Below are 14272 nucleotides of genomic sequence, written 5' to 3'. Positions count from 1 at the left end.
CCGGCTTCTTTTTTAATATTCTCAGTGAACTAATAAAGCTGATTTTAACTAAAAAGGTTGACGAAAGCTTGAGTTTGCTCAATTTTTTATAACTAAGAGCAAGGAAAAGGAGACCTTTGTTTTGGAAAATTATCTGATTTCTTTCTGCTCCTATCCAATCAGGTGAGACACTCTGTAAAGATTTTTTCCAGCTTTTTTACGGAAGATTTGCTGAAATGGTGTATAATGGGGACAAGACAGAAACAGAAAATTGTATGAAAGGAGTAGCGATGAAGGTTCTAGTGACAGGTGCGACTGGCTTTCTAGGAAAGTATGTTGTAGAAGAGCTAGCTGAACAAGGCTATCAGGTGCGGGCTTTTGGTCGTAATCTGAAGGCTGGTCGGCAGTTAGAGGGTCCTTTAGTAGAGTTTTTTGCTGGTGATTTTACCAGAGAAGAAGAAATTTTTGCAGCCTGCGAAGGAGTGGATGCAGTGGTGCATGCTGGTGCTCTTTCAACGATTTGGGGACCCTGGGAGCAGTTTTATCAGACTAATGTAGTAGGAACCAAGCTGGTTATGGAAGCTTGCCGACATTTTGGAGTGCAAAGACTGGTCTATATTTCCTCCCCAAGTGTTTATGCTGCGGCGCGTGATCAACTCGCTATCAAAGAAGAGGCTGCTCCTCAGGAGAATGAGCTGAATTTCTATATCAAAAGCAAGCTCATGGCTGAGCGGATTGTCGGAAGTTATCCTCAAGTTCCATCGGTTATCTTGCGTCCTAGAGGGCTTTTTGGTATTGGAGATACCAGTATCTTTCCTAGGATTCTGCGCTTGAGCCAAAAATTGGCAATTCCACTCATCAGAAATGGCCAGCAAATGATGGACATGACCTGTGTGGAAAATGTGGCCTTTGCTGTTCGACTGGCTTTGGAAATGCCAGAAGCGCAAGGACAAGTTTACAACATTACCAACGGAGAATCCCGTAGTTTCAAGGATATGCTCGATGAAACTTTAGATGGTTTACAAGTTCGTAAACGTTATATTAAGTTACCTGCTGCTTTTCTATGTCTTCTGGCACAAGGATTTGAAAGCTTTTATCGCTTTTTTAACATTGAAAAAGAGCCACCTCTGACTCTTTACACTTATTACTTAATGCGTTACAGTCAAACGCTGGATATATCAGCAGCGGTAAGGGATTTGGGCTATCAACCCAAGTTGACAATCAGTGAAGGGATTGCAAAATATGTCCAACATTATCGAGAAAATTGAGTATCTTCAGCCTGGGCGCTGCAGCAGTCACTTGCAGCAGATGTTTAAGGGAGTTGCCAAGAAAAAAATGATTTTTCCAGCTGGTGTTTTCCTCTTGAAGCATCGTGAGAAAGGCTATATTCTCTATGACACCGGCTATTCTCCAGCTATTCTGAAGCCCAATTTCAAATACTGGCTTTATGGTCTGGGAACACCTATTGATATGTCAGAAGAGGAGCGTGTAGACCGGCTACTTGAGCAAAAAGGAATTGCACCAGAAGATATTTCTTATGTCATCTTGTCGCACTTGCATCCAGATCACATCGGCGGAGCCGCTTTCTTTCCCAAGGCCCGCTTCATTCTGACCAAGACCGTTTTCAAAACGTATCAGCATGCCAAGCTTAAGGATTTGATTTTCAAGGAATTTCTTCCGCAGGATTTTGAGAGTCGGTTGGAAGTAGTGGAACCTCAGCAGGTCCAAGCAGCATTCCTATATCGCAAGACAGTTGACTTGTTTGGGGATGGCAGCATATATCTGGCTTCAGTTGATGGACATGCTGCTGGTCAAGCTTGTCTCTTTTTACCTGATTATCATCTGTTTATCGGGGCTGATTTGTGCTGGGGCGTGGATCTGTTGCCGTATACGGAGCAGATGCGTTTCTTGCCGTCACTGATCCAAGATAGCAAGGAAGAATACATGGCCGGTGTGGCCTTGCTTCGGCAGTTGCTTGCTGTTGGCTATCAGGTGCTAGTCAGTCATGATCCGGCTGAGAGAGCGGAGCAGATTTTGTATGAAACTAGGAACATTTCTAAAAACCTTTAGCGTCATGCGCTGGGGGTATCGATTTAAGGATCGACAGGCCTTGGAATGCTATCAAATCAAGGCTTTAGCAGCCTATCGGGAATTTCTGCAGCAGGAATCACCTTATTTTAAATCAGGTATTCCAGCAGATTTTAAGATGAATAAGGCCTTCATGATGGAGCATTTCAATGAGCTCAATACTCAGGGACTGGATCGTGATGAGTTGCTAGCTTTGGCCCTAGAGAGTGAGCGGACACGTGATTTCAGTCCCATGATAGGAGAAATTGCTGTCGGCCTGTCTTCTGGGACATCTGGTCACCGAGGTTTATTTGTTACCACTGAAAAGGAGCGCAGTATGTGGGCGGCAGCCATCTTGGCCAAGATGCTGCCTAAAGGCAAACTCTTTGGGCACAAAATCGCCTTCTTTCTTCGGGCAGACAACCAGCTCTATCAGACTGTCAATTCAGGCTTGATTTCTCTGGAATATTTTGATACTTTTCAGGGAGCTGAAGAGCACTTAGAGCGCTTGAATGCTTACCAGCCAACAATTTTGGTGGCACCAGCGTCAATGCTCTTGGAGTTGGCTAAACAAGTCCAGGTAGGGAATTTGAAAATTGCTCCTAGCAAAGTCGTATCAGTGGCAGAAATTTTGGAAGAGCAAGATCGGCAGAGGATTCAAGAAGGATTTGGTCTAAAAAAGGTGGATCAGGTTTACCAAGCGACCGAGGGCTTTCTAGCTTGCACTTGTTTCCATGGGAATCTTCATCTAAACGAAGACATTGTCCATGTAGATAAGCACTACTTGGATGATAGGCGCTTTTACCCAATTATTACGGATTTTAAGCGGACTTCTCAGCCAATTTTTCAATATGAGCTGAATGATATCTTGGTGGAAAATCCTGAACCTTGTCCCTGCGGTTCGGTCTTTACAAGGATTGATAGGATTGAGGGGCGCTCGGATGATATTTTCATTTTTGAAAATGCTGCAGGTCAGTCGGTGGAGGTCTTTCCAGACTTTATCCGCCGTTGTCTGCTCTTAGTTGATGGGATTGGAGAATATCAAGTCGCTCAGAAAAAGGATCGTTCTCTGACCATTGCTATCGAACATCGCAGTCAGCAGCGAGAAGACGAGATTGTCCAGCAGTTTCAAAACTTAGCGACTGATAAGGGCTTTCTTATGTCGGCTATTTCTTTTGAAGATTACCAGCGGGACAGAAGCCGTAAGTTGAAACGCATCTATCGGGCTTAAGAATGCCCCAATTTGGAAAACAGATGAATTGGTGGCTCAAGCGCTTTGGCAGTTTACCTAGTTGCCGAGCAGCCCCAAGTCTGACAAGAAGGAGTTTAATATGACAGCAGTAAAGAATCATATAAAGATTGTTGGTTATGGTACGCATCTACCTAGAAATACTGTGACTTTTAAGGATCAGACCCGTTATCGAGTGGTGGAAAATGAAGAAACCCAGCTTTCCATGGCGGTTAAGGCGATTGAAAAAGCCCTAGAGCAAGCGGGCTTGACAATCAAAGACATCGATTGTATCGTGTCAGCCAGTGCGGTGGGTGTCCAGCCTATTCCTTGTACAGCGGCCCTGATTCATGAGTTGGTAGCCAAGGGCTTGTCCATTCCAGCCATGGATATCAATACGACTTGCACCAGCTTTATCTCGGCTTTGAGTCTCATGTCTCATTTGTTGGAGGCTGGTGAGTATCATAGAATCCTCATCGTGTCCAGTGAGGTTGGAAGTTTGGGTCTCAATCCCAATCAGAAGGAAAGTTTTGAGTTATTCAGTGACGGGGCGGCTGCTTTGATTTTTGAAGCAACAGAGGAAGAAAGAGGGGTCATCTCCAGTCTGCAGCGAACCTGGTCCGAGGGGGCTCACGATACAGAGATTCGTGGTGGTTTGACATCATTCCAGCCTAAGGAGTATTCGGATGCTACCAAGACTCACTACATGTTTGACATGAATGGTAAGAAGATTCTCTTGCTCTCTGCCAGAAAAATTCCGGAAATGTTTAAAGAGTTTAAGGAAAAGAGTGGTCTCAGCCTGTCTGACTTGGATTATATCATTCCGCATCAGGCTAGTCGTGCCCTGCCAATGGTCATGCGCAGCTTGGGCATTCCTGATGATAAATACCTTAATATTGTGCAAGACTATGGGAATATGGTGTCAGTGGCAGTGCCTTTTTCTCTCTGCTATGCTCTGGAGCGCAATCTAGTCAAGGAAGGGGACACCATCGCTCTGATGGGAACAGCAGCTGGTATGACGGTCAATATGCTGGCTATGAAACTATAATGCAATAAAAATAGGGTGTACAGAACCAAAAGAGGTTTTGTACACCCTGTTTAATTTTTCAAAATATCAGAAGAGCCAGAACCCATTGGGTTCCAACAGCTTCTTACAGCATTTTCAAAAGAAATTCTGCTATTTGTTCAGGACTTTCTTTTTTTCCTCTGGCAATCCACATTTGGCAGACACCAAAGAAGGCGTTGGCGAGAAAAACCCTGCTGTATTCTTTTTCAAAATGATTGTAAACACGTCTACTAAAACGGTCCTGCAGACTATCCGCCAGCATCACCTGCAGCTTATGGCGCAGGAAATTTTGGATCTCTTTCGTGCCGTTTTCTGTCAAAAGAGCAGCCAAGAGTGGCTCTAGCTGGAGGAACTGAAAGACCTCTGTAATCGCAGTTTGAATATCTTCTTGATTATTCTCAAAAATGTATCCCAACTGATGAAAGAGGTTTTGCTGATAACGTTCAATCATGTCGTACTTGTCCTTGTAGTGAGTATAAAAACTACTACGGCTGATGCCAGCAGCTTGAGCTAGCTGGACAGTAGTGATATGGTCGAAGGACTGCTTATGCAGTAGTGAAACCATGGCTCTTTCAATAATAGCCTTGGTTTTTCGGCGTTTATTGCTTTCTAACATAAAATCTCCCTTTGAGGCTAAGCCTCAGTCTGCTCTTCAAGCGAATAGCCATCATAGCAAACTACTTTTTCTTTTTCTCCGTGTACTATTATATCAAATGTTTTTCCAGTGGAAAAGAGTTAAATTCCGGAATTAAGCATAGATAGTCAAAATTTTATCTGATTAGGCTTAGTCGACTGGTAAAATAATAAAGCCGAGGCTTAAAGTAAAGTCTCGGCTTTTGTTATGAACATTATTTGAAGTAGAGGTAGTCAGGGTCAGGAGTGACATAAAGTAGCTCGCCTTCCTGTGAGAAGATAATAGAAATCTGTTCATTTTTATAAGAGTAAATTGTATAGGTGTTTTGCAACCTTGATGCTTGAGAAATATCAACTACACCTGCTAAAAAGGCACGCGCTTGTTCGGTACTTATTTTTTGCTCCTGAATCAGTCTTTTAAGATTTTCTAATTCTTTTCTTCAAGTGCTTTGCTTTCAGATGCGAGATCAGTGCTTACTTTCTCTGGTTCTCCCAAAATACTTTTGACTTTTTCTTGAGTATATCCTTTAAATTGAGGAATTTGAGCTTCAAAATCGCCAGATTCATAGGATTGGTAATAAACCTTGGCATTGCCAGTCGCATAAATCTTATCATTCTAACATAATACTGATTTCCTGTGTACCTACCAGTGGAAAAAATTTTTATCTACATGATTGAAAGCTTGAATACAGTAGAACTAACTTATTCCGCTTCCTTGCAATCTTTTTAAACAAAATTGGACATGGTGTCCATTTTTTAAAAAATAAACTTGTAATAATTTTCGATTGGTGTATAATCAATTTTATCGAAATTTGGACACTGTGTATAATTTTAGGAGGTAGACATGTTAAGAGAATGGAAAGCTATTTTAAAAAAGCCGGCTTTTATCATTGTGATGTTAGGGGTCTCTTTGATTCCTGCCTTGTATAACGTTATTTTCTTAAGCTCCATGTGGGATCCATATGGAAAGGTATCAGACTTACCGGTAGCGGTCGTCAATCAGGATAAAGCTGTAACTGCTAGTGGTAAGACCTTGTCTATAGGCGACGATGTTGTTTCCAGCCTCAAGGAAAATAAAAATCTGGATTTTCACTTCGTCAGTAAAGAAGATGCTCAAAATGGTCTGGAAAAGGGTGATTACTACATGGTTGTGACGCTTCCAAGTGATTTATCTGAACGTGCAGCCAGTATTTTGACCGATAATCCTCAGCAAATGAAGATTGACTATCAAACGTCTAGCGGCCACAGTTTTATTGCTGGTAAGATGAGTGATTCAGCCATGACTTCTTTGAAGCAGACGGTGGCGCAAAATGTGACGGATACTTATACAAGCGCCTTATTTAAGAATATGGGAGATCTAAAAACTGGCTTGGTGAAGGCATCCAATGGTGCTCAGCAATTAGCATCTGGCAGCCAACAACTAGGTTCAGGCAGTCAGACAATTGCAGATAACTTAAGAACTCTGAATCAAGCTACGAGCAAATTATCGTCCGGTGCAGCTCAATTTAACACAGGACTACAGACTTATACTGGGAGTGTTGCACAAGTATCGTCTGGACTGGGTAGTTTGTCAAATGGGATAAACACTTATGCTAATGGTGTAAGTACTGTGGCCGCAGGTGCAAATCAGCTGTCGGGTCGATCAGCAGACTTATTGGGTGGAGTCCAACAGCTTACTCAGTCAGGAGATGGAGTTCAGGCCTTATCAACAGGTGTAACGAATCTGAATACTGGCTTGGCTACATTAAAGTCATCGGTAGATACCACCTTAGCTAACAACCAGCAAAATGTGAGTGATTTAGCAAATGGTTTGACACAGTTGAATGCTAGTATTCAAGCTGCAGCAAGTGACTCAGCAGTATCGACAGACAGCATTGAAGGTTCACTGACTAGCATAGCAGCATCCGCTCAAGACATTATCAATAACAATCAGGATGCCAAGGCCACAGCTTTGGCAAGTGTCCAAGGTACCAGTGCTTATCAAGGACTTTCTAGTGAGGCTAAGGCTGAGATTGACGCAGCAGTCGGTGCTAGTCAAGCGGGCAGTGACCAATCTGCTCAGATAATTTTATCAGAAGTTGATACAATGAAGGCTTCTCTTGAAACGATAAAAGGCGCTAGTCATACAAAATTTAGTCAATTAGAAGGTGCATCAAATCAAGTTCTGCCACAGGCATCTAGCATGATCAATGGCCTTTATAATGGATTATCAACGGTGAGTACTGGCCTCGGTTCAGCAAGCGGAGGAGCTAATCAACTAGTCGCAGGTGTAGATACCTTAAATGAAAAATTAACGACTGGCGCGACACAATTGGAACAAGGGGTGACAAGCTATACCAATGCAGTCGGTCAGCTATCTGAGGGGACATCAGCTTTGGCAAGTAAGAATCCTGATTTGCTAGCAAATACAACAAAATTAGCAAACGGGGCAGCCCAATTAACAGATAAATCGCCAGAATTGACCTCTAGTTTCGAGAAATTAGCAGATGGAACCAATCAATTAGCGAGCGGTACAGAAAAGCTGGCTGATGGCAGCAGTGCTTTAACAGATAATCTCTCCAAACTTACTGAGGGAACAAGTGATTTGTCCAATGGTCTCACGGATGCAGGCGATAAATTGTCATCTGTTTCAACCAAGGACGACAATGCAAAAACTCTAGCAGATCCTCTGACACTGAGCAAGACAGATGAGAACAAGGTAGAGAAAAACGGCATTGGTATGGCGCCTTATATGATTTCAGTAGCTTTATTTGTGGCAGCTATTTCAACCAATATCATCTTTAGCACACTTCCATCAGGTCAAGAACCTAAGACGAGACGAGACTGGCTGAAGGCCCGTATAGAGGTAAATGGAGTCATTTCTGTCGTGGCGGGTGTTTTGGTCTATGGTGCTGTGCACTTGATAGGCTTATCTGCTAACCATGAGTGGGCAACCCTTGGTTTGATTGTCCTAGCCAGCATGACCTTTATGGCTCTTGTGACGGCTTTGGTTACTTGGGATAGCAAGCTCGGTGCCTTTGCTTCTCTGATTCTCTTGCTTTTACAGCTGGCTTCTAGTGCAGGAACCTATCCGCTGGAGCTGACTAGTAAGATTTTCCAAGTTATCAACCCTTGGCTACCAATGAGCTATTCTGTATCGGGCTTACGCCAAACGATTTCTATGAACGGCCAAATTGGTAGTCAAGTGCTCTTCCTTGCTTTTGTTTTAGTTCTTTTCATGGCACTTGGCACTCTGGTCTATCGAACAGATAAAAAACAGCTAGCTTAGGGTTCGTACTTTTATGAATGTGTAAAAATGTAGATGAAAAGTCTATCTGTAATTCGTTTATTTTTTCTCTCATCAACATCTCCTGAAAAGGGAGATGTTTTGTTTTCTTTAAGTTTTCTTTATCTTTCTTTTAAGTTTTCATCTTTAAAATTGCATTACATTCAAGAAAGATAGAGAGGTGAGAAGCCCATGGCAGAAAAAATTTTTCAACATCATTTTCAGCGCTTTGAAACCAAATACATCATTTCCAAGGAAACCTTGCTGGATTTATTGCTAGAGTTTGAAGGCTATCTGGTGGAGGATGAGCGAGCTTATTCGACCATTAACAATCTCTACTACGATACGCCGTCTTATCAGCTCATTCGTGAGTCTTTGGAAAATCCTTGCTTTGATGAGAAAGTTCGCTTGCGAACCTATCAAGAGCATCCGGCTGAGGATAGTCAAGTCTTTTTGGAAATTAAGAAAAAGACGGAGAATCTGGTCACCAAACGCCGGATTGCAGCAGATTTGCTGACAGCGGAAGCCTATCTGGACGGTGATTATAGTCAGCTGAATGACCTTCAGATAGATAAGGAAATGGCCTGGCTGACCCAGCATTGTGGCCATATTCAGCCTATGATGTATATCGGCTATAATCGTTATTCGATGAAGGAGATTGAGGATGAGCGGATTCGGATTACCTTTGATCACGACCTGACCTACCGTCCTTATGATCTGAGTCTCTTGGCTGGTCGCCATGGAGATTACCTCCTGCCAGCCAATCAAGTCATTATGGAAGTTAAGATTCCAGAAGCTTGTCCGCTATGGCTGAGCGAGATCATGGAACGCTACCAACTGTCTCCAAGCTCTTTCTCGAAATACGGCTTTGCTTATAAAAAGGCAAACTGTATCAGCAGCAAATAAAATAGATAGGAAAAGAAAAATGAAACAATCAAAATCAACCCTTAAAAAAATTAAATTGATGATTCCACTGGTCTTGATGACAGCAGTGCTGGGAGCCTGCAGCTCAAACGCTAGCAGCTCTACAGCTTCAAGCAGCACTCAGGCTGCTAATGCTACAAGCACCAGTCAGACCAAGACCAATACTTCTGATTACTTTGCTTCAGAAGACTCAGACGCTTCTTATGATGAGTCTAAGGCGACGACTATCAGCTTGGGTGGCTCTAGTGCTAAGACATCTGGTGACGGCGCTAGTGTCTCCGGCTCTACCGTGACAATCTCAGAAGCTGGGACTTATGTTATTTCCGGAACGAGCGAAAATGTGCAGATTGTTGTCAAAGCAGGTGATAGCGACAAGGTTCAAATCGTCCTAAATGGCGTAACCATGAGCGGGACAGATGCAGCTATCCTAGTAGAAAATGCGGGTAAAACAAGCCTGACTCTGGCTGACGGCAGCCAAAACACCATCTCAGACTCATCAAATCACAGTAATACGGATGCAGATGCAGCTATCTATAGTAACTCTGATCTGACTCTCAATGGCTCTGGAAGTCTGACAGTTGACGGCAAGTATGAAACAGCGATTAAGTCTGAGCAGACCTTGCGGGTGACAGGTGGCACTTATACGCTCAAGGCAGCTAAGAATGGTCTGTCTGCAGCTTCAGCCATTAATATCAAGGACGCTACTATCGATATCACAGCGACAGAAGATGCTATCCACGCGGACAATGATGAAGATACTTCTCTGGGAAATCTCTATATTCAGTCCGGCACTATCACGATTAATGCAGGTGATGATGGTCTACACGCTAGCAATATTGCTTTGATTGATGGTGGAACGATTACAGTTTCTAAGAGTGTAGAAGCTCTGGAGGGAACCAATGTCACCATTAACGGCGGCAAGCTGGACCTTTATGCGACGGATGATGGTATCAATGCAGCTAGTGATGTAACTGGAGCTGATATCTTTATCAAGATTACCGGTGGCGATATCAAGGTCGAGGTCGGTGAAGGCGATACCGATGCTATCGACTCTAACGGCGATGTCATTATGTCAGGAGGAAACTTGGATATTACTTCTACGGTATCTGCCTTTGACTTTGACGGAACAGCTACCTACACTGGTGGTACCATCACGGTCAATGGTGAGAGCCGAACAGAAATCACAGCAGACGGACCTGGCGCTGGTGGACCTGGTGGCGGCGGTGCCCCAGGCGGCCAAGGAGGTTTTGGTGGACGATAAGAAAATAAGGCAGTTCAAATTGAACTGCCTTATTAATTTATGAAAAAGACGGGGATGCAGCTATGTTTCTGCAAAGTAATCTTTTATAGAAGACTTAAGAGAGACGATAAATTTTCTATAGTGAAATCAGGTTTTTCTTCTAGTCGTTGGGGTTGGTAATAAGCACTAAAACCTTGTTTTAACCAGATAGTTGTCATTCCTAGTGCTTTAGCAGGTATGATATCATTGTCTATTCGATCACCAATCATAACAGCTTGTTGAGCAAGGCAATGAGCTTTCTCTAAAGCTAAAGTGAAAATGGCAGGGGAAGGCTTGGAAAGTCCGAACTCTGCAGAAGAGACAACTAAATCAATCCATTGATATAGTCCCATTTTTTTCAAACGTTCTTTTAGGCCAGGTAGTTGGTTGGCGATGATTCCGATTTTATATCGGTTGTGCAATTCTTTTAAGACCACTTGGGCATCTGGGTATAATTTCTCCAAATTAGAGTTCCAAATGGGGCGTTCTAAGTTAAATTCTTTTATTGTCTCCAAGTCTCCCTTTTTGCCTTCTTTAAACAGTTCAACCATACGAGCATAAAAAATATCGTAGTTAATATTTGTCCCTGTAATTGCTCTCCTAATTCTATCTTGATAGGCTTCTTTTTCATCAATCAAAGTAGAGCCAATGTCAAAAAATAACCATTTATGAGCTGACATTTTACTACCTCCACAATAATTATGATATGTCTTACTCATCTATCTTAATCAACATCTTCTCCGTATCCACCGTCACTTGAGCACCGATGGTAATGGTAAAGAGTGGCTGAGTATGAGCAAAGTCCAAGTCATAGAGGACAGGAATTGTCTTTAGAATAGGATGTTTATCCAAGATATAGAGGAGCAGTTCCTCTGTCATCTGACATTCTTTTGGAAAGCGGCCGATGAGAAGGGCCTGCGGGTTAGGATAGGCCTGAAGGAGGGCAGCTAAATTGCGCTCAAACTCCACATAATGATCTTCCTCCGCCTCTTCAACAAAGAGGACATAGTTTTCATCTGTTGGGGCATAGGGCGTACCACGTAGGAGCGAGAAGGTGGAAAGATTACCGCCGATAACAGTGGCTTGGGCTTGTCCGTGATGATAAACTTTCCACTTCGTTTCATGGAAGGTTAGTGGGGCATCGGGCAGATACCAAGCATTGTCGCCCCATTTTTCACTAGGAGTCAATTCATAAGAAGTCTGGCTGACGGCCTTGAGCCAGCTCTCAGTCTGATAGTCCTGCAAGGCATCCATCTTAAAGCTAGAGTAGGACGGTCCCATGTAGGTTTTCATGCCGGTCTTGCTATAAATAGCGCTGAGCAAGGCTGTTGTGTCTGAGTAGCCGCAGAAAATCTTAGGATTTCTAGCAATCAACTCAAAGTCCAGATAGGGCAGGAGCTCATTGCAGTTGAAACCGCCGATAGTGGCCAGAATAGCATCAACGGACTCATCTGCGAAGGCAGCATGGATGTCTGCCACCCGGCTTTCGATGGAGGCAGAGTCTAGCATATCATTTTCTAGATAATGCTCCGAAAAAGACACGGTAAATCCTAGTTTTTCCAAGCGCTCCTTGGCGGCTAGATTGGCCTCAAAGCCACCGATGTGTTCGATTGACGCTGAGGGGCTAACGACCCGAATGTGCATACCAGGTGTGAGTTTTTTCATAGGGACCTCCTTATGATAAATTTTTATAGAATATCATAGCACAAAGGCCAAGGCCTGTAAAGCAATCTTAGGGCAGTGCGGGAATTTTTATCAAAAAAAGGGAGCCGCTGAAGACTCCCTGATTGTATATATTCTTTTCTATGATTTATTCGCTGAGCTTAATGCTACCGCTTTCGACGCTGGCAGTAAGTGTAGTTGTCGGATTTTCGACTTTACGGATGGCAGAGCCGCCAAGTTCATGGCCTTTGGAGTGCTCTACACTTATACTACTAGGGATGTCAATTTCACCTAGATCCGTTTTCAGATCAAAGGATAGCTGCGACAAACTGCCAGAAACCAGATGCAGATTAATATCGCCCAGTTGATTAGTGATAGAGATTGTACCAGCTAATTCCAACTGTTCAGAGTTCAGTGAGCCGCTTGAGATTTTCAGAGTGCTGTCGGAGATTTTGCTCGAGTTTAGATTGACCTCTCCCAGAGAGTTTGATATTTCGCCAGATGCGAACTGGCTGTTGCTCAGAGTGATGGTACCCGAAGAATCAATGATTTTTCCAGAGCTAATCTGACTGTTATTGATGGTAATCTCTCCCAGAGAGTTCTTAAATTTACCAGATGCGAATTGGCCATCATTCACAGTCAACGAGCCCTGAGATAGAGAGAAGTCAGCATTTTTGGCTGATAGATTGGACAGCGTAACATCTCCTAATGACGAACTGCCGCTGAATGTCTCAAGCTTGGTCCCCTTGGGCAGGGAAAGCTCCACAGTACGCTTCTCCTGAGATTCTTGGTCAAATAAGCTGAGTAAGGAGCGGATGCCAGTGCTTATGTGGAAGGAGCGGATGTCAGTGCTTATGTGGAAGGAGTCTGCACCATCTTCCTTGATGTTTAAGTTTCCATTTTCAGAACTTGTTGTTATTTTTCCAAGCATGCTGCCGCCAATCTGATAGTTGCCGTCTCTTTGGTAATAGGTCAAGTGAGCCTTGTCATTAGGAGATTCGCTGATGACGAGGTTTCTAGCTGCTAAATTAATATTTAGGGAAGAAAGATCAGAGAAACTTTCTTCTTTTTTCGTTAGTTTTACCTTGCTTTTGGCAGAATTGATCAAGTCGTTGACACCGCCTGTAATGGAGCCGATAGTTGTCAGGGCTCCACCAAAGAGGCAGGCTAAAATAGCTGCGGATAAAAGAGGTTTTTTCAATTTGATGTTAGCCATGACGTGCTCCCTTCTTTGCGAAAAGTTGAGCTAGTTTGACAAAGCCAGCCTTGCCAAACTGAGTAACAGGAGAAATGCCTGCGTAGAAGATGCCGGACAGTCCCAGAGCTAGAACACTGAGCCCCAGAGTGAACAGGAAGGCCGGGATCGATGTTGTCAGTCCCACTGTCAAAGTGTCCCAGATCAGGCTGATTCCGAAGATAAAGAAGGCAAAGGCACCTATAGCCATGACTAGAGCAAAGATAAAGACGAAGAGGAAGAAAACGAAAGTCAAAAGTGCTGCTACTATAAAGAGCGGAATAGCCAAAGGTGCTGCCAAAATGGATAGGATAGCAATCTGGACGATGTTCTTAGTGTTTTTTGAGGAACTGCTGTCTTGATTATCTTCCTCGACTTTTTTGTCCAAAAGATTCAACATAATCTCGTGGGCCGCTTCCTTAGGGCTACCAAGCTCAGCAATAGCAGCCGCCTCGCCCTCTGGGCCTACCTCGTCGAAGTACTCAGTGAAGTAATCCATAGCTTCCTGGTAGTCCTTGCGTGGCAGTTTTTTCAGATATTTTTCTAGATCAGCTAGATACTCGGTTCTTGTCATGACGGATGCTCCCTTCTATGATACCGCTGATGGTCATGGTATAAGTTTGCCACTCTTCTTTTAGAGTGAGTAAATGTTCATGCCCGTAGGCAGTGAGTGAATAGTATTTTCGTTTTCGTCCTTGGTACTCCTGCGAATAAGTCGTGAGGCAGTCATTTTGCTCCAGCTTCTTCAGAATAGGGTAAAGTGTTGATTCTTTGATATTGGCAATCAGCTTGATTGTCTGGCTGATTTCATAACCGTAGGAATCGTCTTTTTCAAGGATGGCTAAGATGAGAAACTCAATCAAAGCCGATGATGTGGGGAAAGACATAGGACCACCTCCTTGTGTAAAATATTTATATATAATCTTTCTATATAT

General features: G+C 43.4%; 13 protein-coding genes and 1 pseudogene. 7 read left to right on the top strand and 7 right to left on the bottom strand.

The window, feature by feature from the left end; translation table 11 throughout:
* The first annotated feature begins 215 nt into the window (after positions 1–215).
* From J1C77_RS11655 to J1C77_RS11640, 4 genes are all read left to right on the top strand, one after another.
* Positions 216–1247, top strand: a complete 1032-nt coding sequence (locus J1C77_RS11655) for an NAD-dependent epimerase/dehydratase family protein (RefSeq protein WP_002922862.1) — start codon at positions 216–218, stop codon at positions 1245–1247.
* On the top strand, positions 1222–2049 hold the full coding sequence (locus J1C77_RS11650; RefSeq protein WP_002922863.1) for an MBL fold metallo-hydrolase: 828 nt from the start codon (positions 1222–1224) through the stop codon (positions 2047–2049). Before J1C77_RS11655 ends, J1C77_RS11650 begins: the two co-directional genes overlap by 26 nt.
* Positions 2018–3277: a F390 synthetase-related protein gene (locus J1C77_RS11645; RefSeq protein ID WP_002922864.1), complete on the top strand. Its 1260-nt coding sequence runs from the start codon at positions 2018–2020 to the stop codon at positions 3275–3277. The genes J1C77_RS11650 and J1C77_RS11645 overlap by 32 nt, the downstream gene beginning before the upstream one ends.
* 100 nt (positions 3278–3377) lie before the next feature.
* Positions 3378–4322, top strand: a complete 945-nt coding sequence (locus J1C77_RS11640; protein WP_002894224.1) for a 3-oxoacyl-[acyl-carrier-protein] synthase III C-terminal domain-containing protein — start codon at positions 3378–3380, stop codon at positions 4320–4322.
* Between the two features lie 103 nt (positions 4323–4425).
* Here the strand turns inward: J1C77_RS11640 and J1C77_RS11635 are convergent, their stop codons facing one another.
* Together J1C77_RS11635 and J1C77_RS11630 are read right to left on the bottom strand one after the other, a co-directional pair.
* Entirely contained in the window at positions 4426–4956 is a 531-nt protein-coding gene (locus tag J1C77_RS11635; RefSeq protein ID WP_002899570.1) for a TetR/AcrR family transcriptional regulator, read from the bottom strand.
* A gap of 232 nt (positions 4957–5188) precedes the next feature.
* A pseudogene (locus J1C77_RS11630) lies at positions 5189–5580 on the bottom strand (DUF4947 domain-containing protein).
* A gap of 237 nt (positions 5581–5817) precedes the next feature.
* Here J1C77_RS11630 and J1C77_RS11625 point away from each other — a divergent pair.
* The 3 genes from J1C77_RS11625 to J1C77_RS11615 all read left to right on the top strand — a co-directional run bounded on the left by J1C77_RS11625 (position 5818) and on the right by J1C77_RS11615 (position 10423).
* Positions 5818–8241, top strand: coding sequence for a YhgE/Pip domain-containing protein (locus J1C77_RS11625; RefSeq protein ID WP_002922866.1), 2424 nt, complete (start codon positions 5818–5820; stop codon positions 8239–8241).
* Between the two features lie 189 nt (positions 8242–8430).
* Positions 8431–9144, top strand: a complete 714-nt coding sequence (locus tag J1C77_RS11620; RefSeq protein ID WP_002922867.1) for a polyphosphate polymerase domain-containing protein — start codon at positions 8431–8433, stop codon at positions 9142–9144.
* A 19-nt stretch (positions 9145–9163) separates the two neighbouring features.
* Positions 9164–10423 carry a carbohydrate-binding domain-containing protein gene (locus J1C77_RS11615; RefSeq protein ID WP_427195103.1) on the top strand — a complete coding sequence of 420 codons (1260 nt, stop codon included), beginning with the start codon at positions 9164–9166 and terminating at the stop codon, positions 10421–10423.
* An 83-nt stretch (positions 10424–10506) separates the two neighbouring features.
* Here J1C77_RS11615 and J1C77_RS11610 read toward each other — a convergent pair whose 3' ends face one another.
* The 5 genes from J1C77_RS11610 to J1C77_RS11590 form a co-directional block, all read right to left on the bottom strand.
* Positions 10507–11160: an HAD family hydrolase gene (locus tag J1C77_RS11610; RefSeq protein WP_002922869.1), complete on the bottom strand. Its 654-nt coding sequence runs from the start codon at positions 11158–11160 to the stop codon at positions 10507–10509.
* Positions 11153–12106, bottom strand: coding sequence for a S66 family peptidase (locus J1C77_RS11605; protein WP_002922870.1), 954 nt, complete (start codon positions 12104–12106; stop codon positions 11153–11155). The genes J1C77_RS11610 and J1C77_RS11605 overlap by 8 nt, the downstream gene beginning before the upstream one ends.
* A gap of 145 nt (positions 12107–12251) precedes the next feature.
* Positions 12252–13319, bottom strand: a complete 1068-nt coding sequence (locus J1C77_RS11600; RefSeq protein WP_002907579.1) for a DUF4097 family beta strand repeat-containing protein — start codon at positions 13317–13319, stop codon at positions 12252–12254.
* On the bottom strand, positions 13312–13911 hold the full coding sequence (locus tag J1C77_RS11595) for a DUF1700 domain-containing protein (protein ID WP_002907577.1): 600 nt from the start codon (positions 13909–13911) through the stop codon (positions 13312–13314). Before J1C77_RS11595 ends, J1C77_RS11600 begins: the two co-directional genes overlap by 8 nt.
* Positions 13886–14224, bottom strand: coding sequence for a PadR family transcriptional regulator (locus tag J1C77_RS11590; protein WP_002899377.1), 339 nt, complete (start codon positions 14222–14224; stop codon positions 13886–13888). Before J1C77_RS11590 ends, J1C77_RS11595 begins: the two co-directional genes overlap by 26 nt.
* Positions 14225–14272: the final 48 nt, after the last annotated feature.

This window comes from Streptococcus sanguinis (assembly GCF_050223295.1).
Lineage (GTDB): Bacteria > Bacillota > Bacilli > Lactobacillales > Streptococcaceae > Streptococcus > Streptococcus sanguinis_X.
This window is presented reverse-complemented; position numbering and strand designations above follow the sequence as displayed.